This window comes from Peribacillus sp. NJ11 (assembly GCF_030348405.1).
GTDB lineage: Bacteria > Bacillota > Bacilli > Bacillales > DSM-1321 > Peribacillus.
In genome coordinates this window covers 503,879-520,149 of the sequence record NZ_JAUCFO010000001.1, presented here as the reverse complement: position 1 = coordinate 520,149, position 16,271 = coordinate 503,879, and the positions used below count along the sequence as shown (strand labels likewise).

Genomic DNA, 16,271 nt, shown 5'->3' with positions numbered 1-16,271 from the left:
AAGTAATATTTCTGGAAACATGCTATAATACGTGGAAAACTGCTAAAGGATGGATCGCTTGTGTGGACAGAAAAATTACAGGTTCAAGGACCCTATAATTTCGATCTAGTTCTCGAACGATTATCGTTAGACCCACTTCAGGTAGTTGATTTTTCTAACAGGACGGTAAAAGTTCCGCTATATATAGAAAAAGAACCAATCGTTTTGCAGGTTCAGGCAATAGGAAATATCGAAGATCCATCTTTTATCATCAAAGGTCATTCAGAAGAGGACAAGTTTAAAGCACTCGAACGGTTAAAAAAGGTTTTTCATTGGCATCAGCCATTAGAAGGCGTTTCCCGGCATTTTCGGGAATCCGATTTGCGGGAAATCTTCGAGGAGCACCGCGGTACAGCTATAGTCTTGGACTTCGATTACTACAGTTGCCTCGTCAAATGCATCATACATCAGCAATTAAACCTATCTTTTGCTCATACGCTCACGGAACGATTCGTTAAAACATTCGGCTACCAGATAGAAGGTGCCTGGTTTTATCCGACACCGGAAACAACCGCCCAACTTCAAATTGAGCAATTAAGGGCCATTCAATTCAGTCGCCGGAAAGCGGAATACGTCATCGGACTTTCCGAGCAAATCATTCAGGGCCAACTCAATCTTGGTATAATGGATAAGCTATCCGATCAAGAGGTTATGGATACACTAATAAAAATACGCGGTATCGGTAGATGGACGGCTGAAAACTTCCTGCTTTTTGGACTCGGCCGGCCGAACCTATTTCCCAAAGCCGATATTGGCATTCAAAATGCCTTGAAAATATTATATGGCTTACCGCAAAAGCCAACCCAAGAAGAAATGGAATCCTATAGTGTGAACTGGGCTCCATATCTAAGCTACGCTTCCCTCTATTTGTGGAGAAGCATCGAAAAACGGAGTGAAAAGAAATGACAAACATTCAAGATACAAAACTGGAAGTGAATCAAACCCTTCCCCTTACCATTAAACGGCTTGGCATTAACGGAGAGGGAGTCGGTTATTTCAAAAAGAAAGTCGTCTTCGTCCCTGGAGCATTACCAGGTGAAGAAGTTGTAGCTTTGGTCACAAAAGTACAGCCAAACTTTACCGAGGCGAAAATTAAAACCATCCGGAAAGAATCGCCACACCGGATTGCAGCACCATGTCCGGTTTACGCAGAGTGCGGCGGATGTCAGTTACAGCATTTAAGCTATGACCAGCAGCTTGTAGAAAAACGCGATATCGTCATTCAAGCGATGGAACGTTATTCGGAATTCCTAGTTTCTTCATTAAATGTAAAAGAAACGATCGGTATGGAAGATCCTTGGAATTATCGCAATAAAAGTCAGTACCAAGTAGGCCAAAAAGATGGCAAATTGATTGCTGGTCTATATGGTTTGAATTCCCATACACTGATCGATATCCCGAATTGCCTTGTACAGCATAAGGCAACCAATAAAGTAACACGTACGGTGAAAAAGATACTAAAGAACCTGAATATCTCGATTTATAACGAAAGAAAAAGAAAAGGTGTAATCCGTACGGTCATTACTCGGGTAGGCTTTGAAACAGGTGAAGTGCAGGTTGTCCTTGTTACAGGAGCGGAAGAAATTCCACAAAAGGATCAGCTGCTTAAACAAATTCGTGACCAACTGCCAGAAGTGAAATCGGTCGTTCAAAACATCAACAACCAAAACACCTCACTTATCTTTGGAGAAAAAACGATTCATTTGGCAGGCGAAAAAGTCATCAACGAAACATTGGGCGACATATCTTATGAACTATCAGCGCGTACATTCTTCCAGCTTAACCCGGTCCAAACTGTTCGCTTATATGATGAAGTGAAAAAAGCAGCAGCTTTAACCGGCACGGAAAAAGTCGTTGACGCTTATTGCGGCGTAGGGACCATTGGACTATGGCTGTCTGAAAATGCCAAAGAAGTCCGAGGAATGGACGTCATTAAAGAATCCATTGAGGACGCCAAGAAAAATGCCAAAAAACATAATCGCAACAATGTATACTATGAAACAGGCAAAGCCGAGAATATCCTGCCACGCTGGACCAAAGAAGGCTGGAAACCGGATGTACTCGTCGTCGATCCACCAAGATCAGGCTGTGATCAATCCCTACTGCAAACAATTTTGAAAGTTAAACCGAAAACCATTGTGTACGTATCATGTAACCCATCCACATTGGCGAAGGACTTACAAGAACTAAGCAGCTCATATAGCGTTGAAACCATGCAGCCGGTGGACATGTTCCCGCAGACGAGTCATGTTGAAGTAGTTACCTCGTTGAAGCTGATTAAAGAATAAGCAGAAGGATCCGGGAATCTGTAAAAGGTTCTCGGATTTTCATCTGCGTTTATTTCCATCCATTTGTGAAATAATGAAGGTACTGTGAAAATTGAGAAATACATAGGAGGTTTTTGGATGCATAATCATGATATATTAATTCGATTAAGATACGCGCTGGATATAAAAAATAACGATATGGTAGAGGTATTTAAACTTGGGGACATTAAAGTGACAAGAGAAGAAGTCATGCAGATGCTCACAAAACCAAAAGATGATTACTATGATGAATACGACGATGATATAGATGAAGATGAAGAAGGGATAAACTGCAATAACATGATGTTAGAGTCCTTTTTAAATGGCTTGATCATTTTTAAAAGAGGGAGACAAGAGCCAAAACCCGGTCAGCCCCAAAGCCAGGAACCGGCTGTAAAGAATAAGGAAAGTGTGAATAATATCCTTCTGAAGAAACTGAAAATAGCATTGACATTAACCAGTGAGGATATGATTGATATCTTGGAGGAAGCAGGAGTCATGATAACCAAAGGAGAATTAAGCGCTATTTTAAGAAAAGTTGGCCATAGGAATTATAAAGAGTGCGGAGATCGATACGCCAGGAATTTCTTAAAAGGATTAGCTTTGAAATATAGGGGATAAGGTTCAGTAAATAGCAACTATATTAATCATGTACATCATATTAGGCACTGGTTTCGGGAAAATACTTTTCCGATTTCAGGGTCTATTTCTTTTCGTTTGATTTTATTGAAGACATTAGAAAGTGTGAAATGGCAAAAAAAACAGAAGGTGTCCCTAAGGCACCTTCTGCTCATTCATACAAGTTCATTAACCTTTTAAAAAGTCTGGTTTTGTGAAATTGGGATGGGGATATTTGTAGAATCCTTCTCCGGCTTCCCTTCCGATTTTCCCTTTATCGATATACTCCGTTTTCAATAAGGTAGCCAACTTTTCAACCGCTGGATCACCTGTTGCTTTCGCTGTAGCAAGTGAAATATTATAAGCGGTATTGATTCCTACCACGTCCAATATAGCGAAAGGACCAAGAGGTGCTCCTGTCGCAACCATCCACGTTTTATCGATGGTTTCCGTATCAGCCACTCCTTTTAATAAGAGCATTTGGGCAGCATCCAAAAGAGGAACCAATAAGGAATTAAAGTATAGCCCGGCTGCTCTTTATGTAAAGGGAGAGGAACCATTCCAATCGCTTTTGCAAAATCAATCACTTCATCAAACACCTTACTGCCCGTTCCAGGATGTTTCATGATTTCTGCCGTATTGTTTTTCCAGATTTCATTAGCGAAGTGTAAAGCCAAGAATTTTTTTGGACGGCCTGTTGCTTCGGCAAATTGGCTTGGTAATAATGTAGAGGAGTTCGTTGCGAAAATTGTTTTTTCAGGGGCCACTTTTCCTAACTCCGTGTAAAGATCCGTTTTGATTTGAACCACTTCTGGAATCGCTTAATCATAAGGTCAGCTTCGGCAACTGCCATGGATAAATCACTGTTGAAAGAAATACGGGCATAAGCAGTATTGAGTTCATCCTCTGTAGCCCCTATGTCTTCTTTATAGTAAGGCCTCAAATTAGTGATTCTATCTTTTGCACGTTCCAATGCTTCATCATTGATGTCATATACAGAAACGTTGAACCCTTTGAAAGCCGTTTGAAATGCGATTTGACTACCTAAAACGCCGCTGCCGGCAATAGTGATATTTTTATAATTCATAGTCATTCTCCTTTTCCCTTTGGATATCCCTTCTTGTTAATTATTTCACTTATGCAGAAAATAGATGCAGGAATTAACTCAAGCCTAACTTGAAGGAGAAGATCTAGTTGGTGTCTTTATTGTATTATCAAGAAAAGGAGCGGTATATGTACAATCTTCAAAGAATGCCGATATCTTTTCCACCAATCAACATACATTCAAGTGACATGCGGTATATATGTTTCTTTATCGGTGTTGTTATTGGATCAAATCCCAAACGGAGTTTACTTTGTGATTGAGTTATTGTTAAAAAAACCAATAATCATTATGGTTAATTTGACCTATTAGATGACGAATTTTGTAATAGGGGAAAACAAAAATTCAGATGGTCCTTTTCTTAACAAGATGAAAAAGATGAACCCGTAATGTAAATTCGAAGTCGGCATAAAAGAAAGGAACTGGCTTCAATTTTAGTTGTGCATAAGGTGTGGATAAAGGAAGGGGGAGATGGGAAAAATCCTAATTCCTGATAATGTGCATAACTTTTTTTAATTTTCTTGTACGTGAAATTTACCTCAACTTTCAGGGGCTGATCATCAGCTCTTTTTTATGGAACTAAATGGAAGTTCGAATGGACCCTTTGTTGTTTATTTGACTCAAACAGTCCATTTGAACCATAGAAAACGACAAAAAAAGAGGATAATTAAATCCTCTTAGATTACTTGTCTTCATTTATTTGGTCATCGGATTTTTGAACGATTTCCTTTAATTCTCCTATGTCACCTTTTGCATTGATAATTTCAAAAATCTCATTTAAGCCTTCTGAGGTTTTTTCATCTTCTGTTTTCACTTTATACCCCTCCTTATTTGTGGTCATTTGTTAAGGTCTCCAAAAAACCAGAAGATAAAACATAGGTTAACTTGGAAAATTGATGATGATATTCTCTTCGAATTTACCCCGATTTAAACACATTTTTGAGCGAACTTTTTTTCAAAACTACAAAAATTTCGATTTTTTTGTCCACACAATATGGACAACATTAAAATTTTCTATTATTATGATTGATATAACTATTAGTATAAAGGGATTTAGGTTACTTCCCTGTGTGTTTATGGAGAGGACACGTGTATTTTTAGAAAAAAGAGTAAATTTCAGTATTCTTGAAATTGGGGTAAAACATATAATAATCCTGCACTTATTCCAACCATCAATGAGGGGGTATATTAAATGTCTAGTGAAATATTAAATAAATTTTTGAAAGAAAATTTGGAAGATTTAAAAGAAAAAGGACTTTACAACGTTATTGATCCTGTAGAAGGTCCAAACGGTCCGGTAATCACCATTGCAGGCAGAGAGTTAATTAATTTATCATCAAATAACTATTTAGGTTTAGCGACAGATCGACGATTGATAGAGGCTTGCATAGAAGCAACGAAAACATATGGGGTCGGAGCCGGTGCCGTTCGTACGATCAACGGAACATTGGATATTCATGTTAAATTAGAAGAAAAGCTTGCTGAATTTAAACATACAGAAGCGGCGATTGCTTATCAATCGGGCTTCAATTGTAATATGGCAGCGATTTCAGGAGTGATGGATAAACATGATGCCATTCTTTCGGATGAATTGAATCATGCTTCTATCATTGATGGATGTCGATTATCCAAAGCAAAGATTATTCCCTTCATTCATTCGGACATGGACGATTTACGAGCGAAAGCACGTCAAGCAAAAGAGTCCGGATTGTATAACAAGGTCATGATCATTACTGATGGCGTTTTCTCGATGGATGGGGATATTGCCAAGCTCCCTGAAATTGTTGAGATTGCAGAAGAGTTTGATTTAATTACTTATGTTGATGATGCACATGGCTCAGGGGTATTGGGTAATGGTGCTGGAACGGTAAAACACTTCGGGTTATCGGATAGAGTGGATTTCCAAATTGGAACTTTATCCAAAGCGATAGGTGTTGTAGGTGGCTATGTAGCAGGAAAGAAAGATTTAATTGATTGGTTAAAAGTGAGAAGCCGTCCATTTTTATTTTCAACTGCTGTCACACCGGGAGCAGTTGCAGCTAGTATAGAAGCCATTGATATTTTGATGAATAGCTCAGATCTTCAAAATAAGCTGTGGGAAAATAGCGAGTACTTGAAAAAGGGTCTAAAAGAATTAGGGTTTGATATCGGGGAGAGCGAAACACCGATTACGCCTTGCATTATAGGAGATGAAGCAAAAACGCAGCAATTCAGTAAGAGACTGAATGAAGAAGGCGTGTATGCTAAATCCATCGTATTTCCTACCGTTCCAAAGGGAACAGGAAGAGTGAGGAATATGCCTACAGCTGCTCATACAAAAGAGATGCTGGATCGTGCACTAACCATTTATGAAAAAGTAGGAAAAGAGATGTCGATCATTTAAGGGAATTGCTTGCTGCAGAGAGAAAAAGGGGAGGGATTTTGATGAAAAAGGTCTTGGTAACGGGGGCTTTAGGTCAAATAGGTTCAGAACTTACGCTGAAAATGAGAGAGATTTATGGATCTGACAATATCATTGCAACAGATATTCGGAAAACGGACAGCGATGTTGTCCAATCAGGTCCATTCGAGACTTTAGATGTTACAGATGAAAAAGCGATGTTTAATATGGCAAAAAAACATGAAGTGGATACGATCATACATTTAGCTGCTTTATTGTCAGCAACAGCTGAAAAGAAGCCTCTTTTAGCTTGGCATTTAAACATGGGCGGATTGGTCAATGCTTTGGAATCGGCACGGGAACTTGATTGCCAATTATTTACACCGAGTTCAATTGGTGCGTTTGGTCCAAGCACACCTAAGGATTGGACACCGCAAGACATCATTCAACGACCGAATACGATGTACGGAGTTAATAAGGTATCAGGAGAGTTATTATGTGATTATTACCATCATAAATTTGGGGTTGATACGAGGGGTCTTCGATTCCCGGGATTGATTTCATATGTTACACCTCCTGGCGGGGGAACAACCGATTATGCAGTTGAAATTTACTATGAAGCGATTAAAAACAAGCGATATACTTCTTACATTGATAAGGGAACGTATATGGATATGATGTATATGCCTGACGCTTTAGCTGCCATCATTAACCTAATGGAGGCCGATGCCTCAAAATTAAAACATCGGAATTCTTTCAATGTGTCTGCAATGAGCTTTGATCCGGAGCAAATTGCAGCCGAGATAAAAAGGCATATTCCGGAATTTGTCATGAATTATGACGTAGATCCAGTAAGACAATCCATTGCCGATAGTTGGCCAAATACAATAGATTCAACCTGTGCAAAAGAAGAGTGGGGATTTAAGGCGGAATATGATTTGGAAAAAATGACGAATGATATGTTGGTGAAGCTGAAATTAAGGTCACTTTTAGTAACCGCATAAATATATCTGCTAGTAGCCGAATAAAAGAGTTGTAATACTCTTTTATTCGAGTTACTATATTCAGATAACGTTAAAGGGTTTCACTTTTAAAACCAATAAAAAGTAAGCGCTTTCCATGCGAGTGGGTTGATTAGGTTAAATGCTTGGTTTCAAAGTTCTTATGATACTTGATACAGCATTAACTTGAAATCCACGATTTGGAATTACGTTATAATTTTTAAGAATCTTATTAACTGTCAGGATTGCTTAAATTAGAAGTGAAGAATGATTTTATGGGGCAGCTTTATGATAGTGAAAATGGAGCCTGCTATATCATTTCTGTACTAAATAGGGAGAGCAATAAACATCTTGCATCAGAATCGACTATTAGTAGTGTAGGGGGAAATGGAATGGCAAACAAAGATTTGAATAGGGAGTTAAAAGGCCGTCATATTCAGATGATCGCTTTGGGCGGTACAATTGGTGTTGGTTTATTCATGGGTTCAGCCAGCACGATTCAATGGACAGGTCCTTCTGTAATGTTAGCTTATGCAATCTCAGGGTTATTTATATTTTTAATTATGCGTGCAATGGGGGAAATGTTGTATTTAGAACCAAGTACAGGCTCGTTTGCAACATTTGGCTATAAGTACATTCATCCATTGGCAGGGTATATGACTGCATGGAGTAACTGGTTCCAGTGGGTTATTGTCGGGATGGCTGAAATAATTGCAGTAGGGACATACATGCAGTATTGGTTCCCTGATCTTCCTGCATGGATACCGGGTTTAATCGCAATGGTGATTCTTGGAGCAGCGAACTTAATTTCCGTTAAATCCTTTGGTGAAATTGAATTTTGGTTTGCACTGATTAAAATCATAACGATTATATTAATGATCGTTGCAGGATTTGGACTTATTTTCTTTGGCATCGGTAACGGAGGAGAAGCATTAGGGTTATCGAATCTTTGGGAACATGGTGGATGGTTTACGGGCGGTTGGAAAGGGTTCTTCTTTGCTCTTTCATTAGTCGTTGCAGCTTATCAAGGTGTAGAACTAATTGGGATTACAGCTGGTGAAGCAAAAGATCCGCAAAACACGATAACTAAAGCGATTCAAAGTACCATTTGGCGTATCTTAATCTTCTATATCGGTGCGATTTTCATTATTGTAACCGTTTACCCTTGGGATCAATTAAGCACGATCGGCAGCCCATTTGTTGCGACTTTTGCGAAAGTTGGTATTACAGCAGCAGCTGGAATCATTAATTTTGTCGTAATCACGGCTGCTATGTCTGGCTGCAATAGTGGTATTTACAGTGCAGGCCGTATGCTTTATACATTAGGTATGAATGGACAAGCGCCAAAATTCTTTGCGAAAGTATCTAATAGCGGTGTCCCATTATTCGGTACGTTCGGAGTGATAGTCGGGTTATCTATTGGCGTTGTTTTGAGTTATATTGCACCAGAAAATTTATTCGTACATGTATACAGTGCGAGTGTACTTCCTGGTATGATTCCGTGGTTTGTCATTCTGATCAGCCAAATTAAATTCAGAAAAGTAAGAAAAGCCGAGATGGACAATCATCCATTCAAAATGCCATTTGCACCTGTTACAAACTACCTGACCATCGCTTTCTTGATTATGGTGTTAATCGGCATGTGGTTCAATGATGACACACGGATGTCGCTTATGGTAGGAATAGGTTTTCTAGGTATCGTTGTAATTAGTTTTTACGCTTTTGGAATAGGTAAACGTGGACAAGCTGATGCTCAGACAGATGCTCAGACTGAAGATAAAGTGATTAACCTATAATTCACTTTTGATTTTTCTAAGCGAAGTTTGTTTTGTTGCATTGATAAGAAAATCAAAGTAAAAAATGAGGGTTGCTGCGGCAGCCCTTTTCTAATGGATTAATTAATTAGTCCTTAACCCAATTTGATTTTTTAGGTTATTTATCAAACAAACAGATTCGTAGCTTTATTTTGTTATGGTCTTCATTTTTTTTCCTGTTTTGATATTTGTTTTATGACAAAAGGGTACATCCCGATGTAATTGTTGCTGCATGTTTGAACTCCATCAAGCACTTTATAGAAGCAACGGGGGAACTTTTAATATAATAAGAATTAAAGATAGTGAAAGGACAAGAATTTGAAGATATTAAAGGTGGGAAATGACATGGCAAGAAAATACCGATTATATCAAATTGATTCATTTACGAAAGAAAAATTATCAGGTAATCCGGCTGGTGTAATAACAAATGCAGATGGCTTATCTTCGGGTGAGATGCAGAGGATTGCAAGAGAGCTTAACAATTCGGAAACGGCATTTATCTTTAGATCAGACAATAGTGAATCTGATGTACATATTCGTTTTTTTACGCCTACACATGAGGTTCCCATCTGTGGACATGCGACGATTGCGGCCCACTATGCTCGTGCAGTTGAAAAAAGTTTAAATACAGTTAAAGTTTATCATAAAACCGGTGCCGGCATTTTACCAGTCGATGTGATTAATGAAGATAATGATTACAAAATTATAATGACGCAGGGTAGTATTAGTTTTGAAACGGTGATTGATGGTGTAGCTTTGGAAAACATATTAACGGCTCTCAATATTAGTGAAAATGATTTATTAGAAGATTGTCCAGTACAAATCGTTTCTACCGGGCATTCCAAGGTGATGATTGGAATTAAGAGTTCGGAACTTCTTCACCAATTAAACCCTAATATGGATCTACTTACAAAAGTCAGTGGATTAATTAATTGCAATGGTTTCTATGTTTTTACGATGAATGCTCCCGACTCGGAAATTTTAATTCATGGAAGAATGTTTGCTCCTGCAATTGGTATTAACGAAGACCCTGTTACGGGTAATGCGAACGGTCCTTTAGGCGCATACTTAATACAGCATGGACTTGTCAAACATGATAATTCTTTATTCAGTTTTAAAGCAGTGCAGGGCGAAGCTATAAAAAGGGCGGGTATCATTGATGTTCAAGTGAAAATTTGTAATCAGGAGCCAGAGGAAGTAAGGATTGCGGGAAATGCTGTAATCGTGTTTAAGTCCGAGTTATTACTTGATTAGCCATTCAAGCTGCAGTAGCTTAAAATCGAAGTTGTTATATGGTTCAGGTTAATTTAACCTGAACCATATAAATATTATTGAAGCGTATTTAGATTTTGTGTCCTTAATAAACTTACAACTACCTCTCCAATTTGTCTGCCTAAACTTAAGCCTTCAATGTTATCGACATTAAAATGTACGCCAGCGTACAAACGGGATTGAGCACTTTCTTCCATTACTTTTTTTATTTCGAATGACTCTCGAGGGAAAATATAACTTAATATTGCCTCTGCACATCCCGCCACAGTAGCGTGTGCAGAAGGATAAGCTGGAAAACGAGGGGTAAACAATACAGTAGAAAAATTTCTGCCATATTGATTTGGACGTGCAACATCCCAATGATATTTAAAAAACCAGGTTATAACAAATGCATCATTCATAGCAGCGTGGAAATATCCCTGCACCCTGGCAACACTCGGTGATCCCAGCTTATACTTTTTAGCTAACCTGAAAATTATGGTGGTGATTTTCTCGGTTAATTCACCTGTTCCCCAATATTGTGCTATATGTATTTGCTGAGGAGTCAATGAATTTAATGTCTGCTCTACAATCAATAACTCAGTTTCCCAATCAATACCTTCAGGATTTTTAATTCTCCAATTAATACGTTGATGAAAAGGGTCTAGAAAATCATTATCTCTTCCCCTTGAAATAAAAAACATCGGCCCAAATCCTGCCTCTGGAGAACCTTTAGGTGGGATACTCTCCCCTGCATAAGGATACTCTGTCCATCTTCTGTAATTTGTTGGCATAAAGACCACCCCTTAATAAAAGTTCTCCTTGTTCCTTATGATTAAGAGTAATTAAATATGACCATTTATTGCCCTCATATCTATTAGGGGAAAATTTCAAAAACATATATTTATTAAGACAACCAGTTATAGATCCGTTATTTGAAGATTCTTATGGGATTTTAATTGTTACTAAGATAAAAAAGGTTGAATGATTAATACGTTATTACAATTAATTTTCTTCCTTCACTAAGCTTTAAAAAGGAAGGTTGCTGAGGCAGCCTTTTTCTTATGGAGCTAACGGGGCAGAATGGTTCATATATAAAATCATATTAAAAAGGATTATTAAGTTCAGGACAATTTTTTATAATTGAAGAGCCGACACCTTCAGGATATTGGTGTCGGCTATAAACTGATGCATCAGTCGAGATACTGTTTTAATATTCCTAATCCTATTTTTAACTCATCAAATGAGTTTGTAGAAGAAAGTGCAATACGCAAATACATATCAGGGGTGGTCTGCCCGCTTTGAAAACGATTGGAATGAAAAACTCGAATACCGCGCCTTTTCAAATCCGATTCCAGCTGTAACGCATCGTTATGTCCTTTAATTGGAAGCCAACGATAAAGACTGAGAGGATGTCCAACATCCTTTCTTAAAGGAAAATATTCCGAATAAATATCATTTGCAGTTTGTGCAAGCTGTTTCTTTCGAGAAACAATTTCATGAGCCTTTCCTGATAGGATAAGCTCTGTGATAATCTCTGCATCAAAAGAAGAGGTCTTTACATTTATGTTAAAAATGGCCTGGGGAATTTTCTCGCGAAATGCATCCCCATAGACCATATAGGCAACTCTTAATCCAGAACATATTGACTTAGAGGTTCCACAAATATAAACGCTCTGTCCTGGAAGTAAATGGAACATCGGCTGCCGGTAATCGGAGATAATGCCTGCCGTCAAAAATGCGTGAATATCATCCTCAATCAAAATTAAACGATGCTTGCGGATGACCGCAGCCAATTCTTGCTTTCGAATATCTGACATCATGATTGTGGTTGGATTGTTGCAAGAGGGCATTAGAAAAATGCCGTCAATATTTATTTGACAACACTGCTTTTCAAGTTCGTCCGGCAGCATTCCAAACTGGTCTCCGGGAATGGGCACTAACTTAATATGGAACATCTTTGCCAACTCGATAAAGTTTGAATATGTGTATAAGTCTGTTGCAATTCTATTGCCAGGCTCAAACAAAGCAGCCAAGGCAATGGCCAATGCATTTTGGGCACCTGAAACGATTGCTATATGATCTTGATCCGCGTGAATGCCGAAAGATTCCATCCAGTTTATAGCTGCTGTTTTTTGATGTGGAATACCGGTCGGATCGTTGTAATTCAGTAGCTTCTCCAAATAACTTTTGTTCACCGTTTTTTGAATAGTTTCTGTAACAATATCATTGGTTTGCTCAAAAGATGCCACAAAACCAAGATCAATGCTGTTTGCCGTTTTATCCGCGGAAATGGTTATAGAACGAGTGGCATTAGGAGCTACAAAGGTTCCGCTTCCAGTAACGGCATATATTAATCCCTTTACCTCGCATATTTTGTAGGCACGGGTAATCGTGGTGAAGTTTAAGTCAAGAAAATCTGCCAATTCTCGTTGCGGAGGTAACTTTGTTCCAGGTGCTAAAAAACCATTTGTTATATCTTGTTCAAGTAATGATGCAAGAGATTTATAAAAAGGACGCTTTAATGCTTTCTTATCAGGTTTCCAAGACATTGGATAATTGTCAAATGAATTTACTGGCATACTGCACCTCTACTATCGTATTCCATACAATAATATCATTATTGTACGGAATTATAATGATAAAATGTATGGTTTGAAAAATGTGAATCTAGAAGAGTCCATATTGCATAAAGAAGAAGTAGAACAAATAAAGCCCCCATTTCATCAAGATGGGGGCTTTTATTAATTTGAAGATAATTGTAATCCATACAATTATCTTATTTTTTGTATGGATTTTGTATGTTAAATTTAGTATCAAATTAGTAGTTCAGGATGTGGATCATATGAAAAAAAGAAAACAAATATGGATGGCATTTCGTTCGGCTTTTCCATATACAGTCCCCATTTTTGCAGGGTTTTTATTTTTGGGAATAGCTTATGGAATCTATATGAATTCATTAGGTTTCAGTGCGATTTACCCGATCTTGATGAGTCTAACAATATTTGCAGGATCAATGGAGTTTATTGCAGCCAATTTATTGCTTGTCGCATTCAATCCGATTAACGCCCTTTTTCTAACTTTAATGGTGAATGCACGACATTTGTTTTATGGCATTTCCATGCTTGATAAGTATAGAGGGACCGGGAAGAAAAAGCTGTATCTGATTTATGGGCTTTGCGATGAGTCTTTTTCCATCAATTGTACGGTTGATGTTCCGCAGAATGTAGACAAGGGCTGGTTTATGACATTTGTAACACTGCTTAATCATGTCTATTGGGTCATAGGAGCAGCGATAGGTGGCATTTTTGGATCACTTGTCAAGTTCAACACAGAAGGACTCGATTTTGTTATGACTGCTCTCTTTGTGGTAATTTTCATTGAACAGTGGATGAAAGAGAAAAACCATCATAGTGCTCTCGCAGGGCTTGGGCTGTCAGCTGTCTGCCTTATTATTTTTGGTGGAAACAATTTCATCATCCCTGCTATGTTTGCAATTTTAGGGGTACTCACCTTACTTAGAAAGCCATTAGAGAAAGTTGAGGTCAAGACCATATGACAATGGACTTAACACAGCAAATCATTACGATTGCGATGGTTGTTTTAGGCACAATGCTTACAAGGTTTCTTCCATTCATCGTTTTCCCATCCGGTAAACCCACACCGAAGTATGTTCAGTATCTCGGTAAAATACTGCCATCCGCGGTAATTGGGCTTTTGGTCATTTATTGTTTAAAGGATGTGAGCATACAATCCGGAAGTCACGGCATCCCTGAATTTATTGCGGTGGCTGTAGTTGCCCTGCTTCACTTTTGGAAGAAAATGATGCTCCTTTCCATAGGAGGGGGAACGATTGTCTACATGATGTTGGTTCAATTGGTTTTTTAAAAATCATATTGGTACTGACTTGTTCCATCTCGCATTTCCATTTCTTATTTCAATGGTGGTGGGTAAAATATTCAATCAAAGGGGTAGGTAATGGTGAAAAAGAAAATGGATGAGTATCACATTTATGAAAAACACTATGAACAAATTCATGAGCAAGTAAAAAACGATCCGTATGCTCAGTCTTTAGGCATTCAGTTAACAAAATTCGAGGCAGGTACTGCAGAAGCAACGTTAGAAGTGCAAAGCCATATGGTAAATGCATATGGAACTGTACACGGGGCAGTTATTTATGCTTTAGCAGATCATGCTTTTTCGGTAGCCTGTAATGCATATGGAAAAACATCCTTAGGACTCTCGACAACAATCCAGTTTATTGAATCAGCTAAACCCGGAGATAAGATAGTAGCCCGTGCAACGGAAGTTAAACGAAACTATCGGACAGGATTTTATCGAATAGACGTTTTGCATGAGCAAAACCTGATAGCAACCATGGAGGCAGTGTCATATCGTAAGGATCATTATTTTATTGAACTTGATGAACAAGATTAAGTAGTCTAATAGTTATTGATCAGAGCTGTCTTTAAGGCAGCTTTTTCTTAATGCAACTATCGGGGCGTTAGTTCAAGAAGGACAAATGAAAATCATGTAGAAATAAATTAAGTGAGAATTTAATTAATTGTAAAAGAGGTATAACAATGACTGTTTCATTAAACCCCATTTCCAATGATGAAAAGCATATTCTTCAGAATTTATATTCCCTTTATTTACATGACCTTTCAGAGTATACCGATGGTTTAGACATATCAACAGATGGTTCATTTGAATTTGATTCATTTGAATTAATTTGGAAGGAAGAAGGGGTAACACCATATTTTTTTATAAAAGATAAGACAATTGTAGGGTTTTTATTACTTTTAGAAAGGCCATTTTTAAAAAAGGACTGTGATTACAGTATTAATGATATTTTTATGTTGAAAAAACATAGAAGAAAAGGTATTGCCATTTCATTATTAAAGGAATTGTTTAAACAAAAAAAGGGTAGTTACTATATTGTTGAATTAGCTAAGAATATTCCTGCTATTATATTTTGGAGAAGGGTTTTTAGTGCGCTGAATATAGAGTTTGAAGAAAAAAAGAAAATTGTCGATGATGAAGAATGTTTGGTTCAATCCTTCCGAATTTAAATGAGATTATTAAACTATCGGATGCGTTAGCTGAAGATCGGAGCTGTTTTAAAGTCAGTTCTTTCTTTATGCAACTAACGGCAGGTTAGTTCAAGAAGAAAAAGGGAAGCTACTTTGAATCAATTAGACTTCCTCTTTACGTTAAAAGGGAATAGAATATAAATAAAAAGGTGATTACAATTAAAAAGGTAAAAAGTATCCTATTTTTTCTTCTTGGATCCATATCTCTTGTGATTGGTATTGCAGGGACTGTGTTACCAGTTCTGCCGGGCGGTCCGTTTTACTTATTTGCTGCTTTTTGCTTTGCTAAAAGTTCCAAGTCGATTGAAAACTGGTTCAAAAGCACCTCATTATATGAAAAATACGTTGAAGCATTCCTGCAAAAAAGAGGTATGACTCGAAAAGAGAAAATCAGAATCAATTTAATTGCCGACTTCTTCATCGTAATTTCTGTATTTTATGTGGACATCCTATTAGTGAAAATCTTATTGGTAGTGCTCGCCCTCTACAAACATTATTATTTCATTAAAAAAATTAAGACAATTGACCGAAAAAGTAAGAAACAAAGCGCTTTTTGAAAATCCTCTTTAAGTAACGGGTCCTTACATCAAGAGAGTTGCTGCGGCAGCTCTTTTTCTATGGAGCTAAAATGGGGCAGGATAGTTGAACAAGAAAAATAAAAAGCATT

General features: G+C 37.8%; 15 protein-coding genes and 1 pseudogene. 12 read left to right on the top strand and 4 right to left on the bottom strand.

Annotated elements, in window-relative coordinates; genetic code table 11:
• Positions 1 to 60: 60 nt before the first annotated feature.
• The 3 genes from QUF86_RS02640 (at position 61) to QUF86_RS02630 (ending at position 2,966) form a co-directional block, all read left to right on the top strand.
• Complete coding sequence (locus QUF86_RS02640; RefSeq protein WP_289333546.1) at positions 61 to 945, top strand: DNA-3-methyladenine glycosylase family protein; 885 nt, start codon at positions 61 to 63, stop codon at positions 943 to 945.
• On the top strand, positions 942 to 2,327 hold the full coding sequence (gene rlmD, locus QUF86_RS02635) for a 23S rRNA (uracil(1939)-C(5))-methyltransferase RlmD (RefSeq protein ID WP_289333545.1): 1,386 nt from the start codon (positions 942 to 944) through the stop codon (positions 2,325 to 2,327). Before QUF86_RS02640 ends, rlmD begins: the two co-directional genes overlap by 4 nt.
• Before the next feature lie 117 nt (positions 2,328 to 2,444).
• Positions 2,445 to 2,966, top strand: a complete 522-nt coding sequence (locus tag QUF86_RS02630) for a YehS family protein (protein WP_289333544.1) — start codon at positions 2,445 to 2,447, stop codon at positions 2,964 to 2,966.
• Between the two features lie 186 nt (positions 2,967 to 3,152).
• Here QUF86_RS02630 and QUF86_RS02625 read toward each other — a convergent pair.
• Together QUF86_RS02625 and QUF86_RS02620 are read right to left on the bottom strand one after the other, a co-directional pair.
• Positions 3,153 to 4,050: pseudogene (locus tag QUF86_RS02625) on the bottom strand (3-hydroxyacyl-CoA dehydrogenase).
• 697 nt (positions 4,051 to 4,747) lie between these two features.
• A complete protein-coding gene (locus tag QUF86_RS02620; protein WP_289318067.1) occupies positions 4,748 to 4,879 on the bottom strand; it encodes a hypothetical protein in 132 nt (43 codons plus the stop codon).
• A 378-nt stretch (positions 4,880 to 5,257) separates the two neighbouring features.
• On the opposite strand from QUF86_RS02620, the gene QUF86_RS02615 reads away from it, so the two are divergent.
• From QUF86_RS02615 to QUF86_RS02600, 4 genes are all read left to right on the top strand, one after another.
• Positions 5,258 to 6,448, top strand: coding sequence for a glycine C-acetyltransferase (locus tag QUF86_RS02615; protein ID WP_289333543.1), 1,191 nt, complete (start codon positions 5,258 to 5,260; stop codon positions 6,446 to 6,448).
• 41 nt (positions 6,449 to 6,489) lie between these two features.
• Positions 6,490 to 7,449: an L-threonine 3-dehydrogenase gene (locus QUF86_RS02610; RefSeq protein ID WP_289333542.1), complete on the top strand. Its 960-nt coding sequence runs from the start codon at positions 6,490 to 6,492 to the stop codon at positions 7,447 to 7,449.
• 389 nt (positions 7,450 to 7,838) lie between these two features.
• Positions 7,839 to 9,242 carry an amino acid permease gene (locus QUF86_RS02605; protein ID WP_289333541.1) on the top strand — a complete coding sequence of 468 codons (1,404 nt, stop codon included), beginning with the start codon at positions 7,839 to 7,841 and terminating at the stop codon, positions 9,240 to 9,242.
• Positions 9,243 to 9,605: 363 nt separating this feature from the next.
• The gene (locus QUF86_RS02600; protein WP_289333540.1) at positions 9,606 to 10,514 is read left to right on the top strand and encodes a PhzF family isomerase; all 909 of its coding nucleotides are present in this window, start codon (positions 9,606 to 9,608) and stop codon (positions 10,512 to 10,514) included.
• A 74-nt stretch (positions 10,515 to 10,588) separates the two neighbouring features.
• Here QUF86_RS02600 and QUF86_RS02595 read toward each other — a convergent pair whose 3' ends face one another.
• Together QUF86_RS02595 and QUF86_RS02590 are read right to left on the bottom strand one after the other, a co-directional pair.
• On the bottom strand, positions 10,589 to 11,305 hold the full coding sequence (locus QUF86_RS02595; protein ID WP_289333539.1) for a vanadium-dependent haloperoxidase: 717 nt from the start codon (positions 11,303 to 11,305) through the stop codon (positions 10,589 to 10,591).
• 399 nt (positions 11,306 to 11,704) lie between these two features.
• Complete coding sequence (locus QUF86_RS02590; protein ID WP_289333538.1) at positions 11,705 to 13,093, bottom strand: aminotransferase-like domain-containing protein; 1,389 nt, start codon at positions 13,091 to 13,093, stop codon at positions 11,705 to 11,707.
• Between the two features lie 263 nt (positions 13,094 to 13,356).
• Here QUF86_RS02590 and azlC point away from each other — a divergent pair, with 263 nt between their 5' ends.
• From azlC to QUF86_RS02565, 5 genes are all read left to right on the top strand, one after another.
• Positions 13,357 to 14,070, top strand: coding sequence for an azaleucine resistance protein AzlC (gene azlC / locus QUF86_RS02585; protein WP_289318060.1), 714 nt, complete (start codon positions 13,357 to 13,359; stop codon positions 14,068 to 14,070).
• Entirely contained in the window at positions 14,067 to 14,399 is a 333-nt protein-coding gene (locus tag QUF86_RS02580; RefSeq protein WP_289333537.1) for a branched-chain amino acid transporter permease, read from the top strand. Before azlC ends, QUF86_RS02580 begins: the two co-directional genes overlap by 4 nt.
• 90 nt (positions 14,400 to 14,489) lie before the next feature.
• Positions 14,490 to 14,948: a PaaI family thioesterase gene (locus QUF86_RS02575; protein ID WP_289318058.1), complete on the top strand. Its 459-nt coding sequence runs from the start codon at positions 14,490 to 14,492 to the stop codon at positions 14,946 to 14,948.
• Positions 14,949 to 15,094: 146 nt separating this feature from the next.
• Entirely contained in the window at positions 15,095 to 15,583 is a 489-nt protein-coding gene (locus QUF86_RS02570; protein ID WP_289333536.1) for a GNAT family N-acetyltransferase, read from the top strand.
• 170 nt (positions 15,584 to 15,753) lie between these two features.
• Entirely contained in the window at positions 15,754 to 16,161 is a 408-nt protein-coding gene (locus QUF86_RS02565; RefSeq protein ID WP_289333535.1) for a YbaN family protein, read from the top strand.
• The last annotated feature ends 110 nt before the right edge of the window (positions 16,162 to 16,271 follow it).

Coding starts and splice junctions, on each gene's coding strand:
- QUF86_RS02630 (WP_289333544.1), top strand. CDS start 2,445: ATGCATAATCATGATATATTAATTCGATTAAGATACGCGCTGGATATA.
- QUF86_RS02575 (WP_289318058.1), top strand. CDS start 14,490: ATGGTGAAAAAGAAAATGGATGAGTATCACATTTATGAAAAACACTAT.
- QUF86_RS02590 (WP_289333538.1), bottom strand. CDS start 13,093: ATGCCAGTAAATTCATTTGACAATTATCCAATGTCTTGGAAACCTGAT.
- azlC (WP_289318060.1), top strand. CDS start 13,357: ATGAAAAAAAGAAAACAAATATGGATGGCATTTCGTTCGGCTTTTCCA.
- QUF86_RS02615 (WP_289333543.1), top strand. CDS start 5,258: ATGTCTAGTGAAATATTAAATAAATTTTTGAAAGAAAATTTGGAAGAT.
- QUF86_RS02610 (WP_289333542.1), top strand. CDS start 6,490: ATGAAAAAGGTCTTGGTAACGGGGGCTTTAGGTCAAATAGGTTCAGAA.
- QUF86_RS02580 (WP_289333537.1), top strand. CDS start 14,067: ATGACAATGGACTTAACACAGCAAATCATTACGATTGCGATGGTTGTT.
- QUF86_RS02600 (WP_289333540.1), top strand. CDS start 9,606: ATGGCAAGAAAATACCGATTATATCAAATTGATTCATTTACGAAAGAA.
- QUF86_RS02570 (WP_289333536.1), top strand. CDS start 15,095: ATGACTGTTTCATTAAACCCCATTTCCAATGATGAAAAGCATATTCTT.
- rlmD (WP_289333545.1), top strand. CDS start 942: ATGACAAACATTCAAGATACAAAACTGGAAGTGAATCAAACCCTTCCC.
- QUF86_RS02595 (WP_289333539.1), bottom strand. CDS start 11,305: ATGCCAACAAATTACAGAAGATGGACAGAGTATCCTTATGCAGGGGAG.
- QUF86_RS02605 (WP_289333541.1), top strand. CDS start 7,839: ATGGCAAACAAAGATTTGAATAGGGAGTTAAAAGGCCGTCATATTCAG.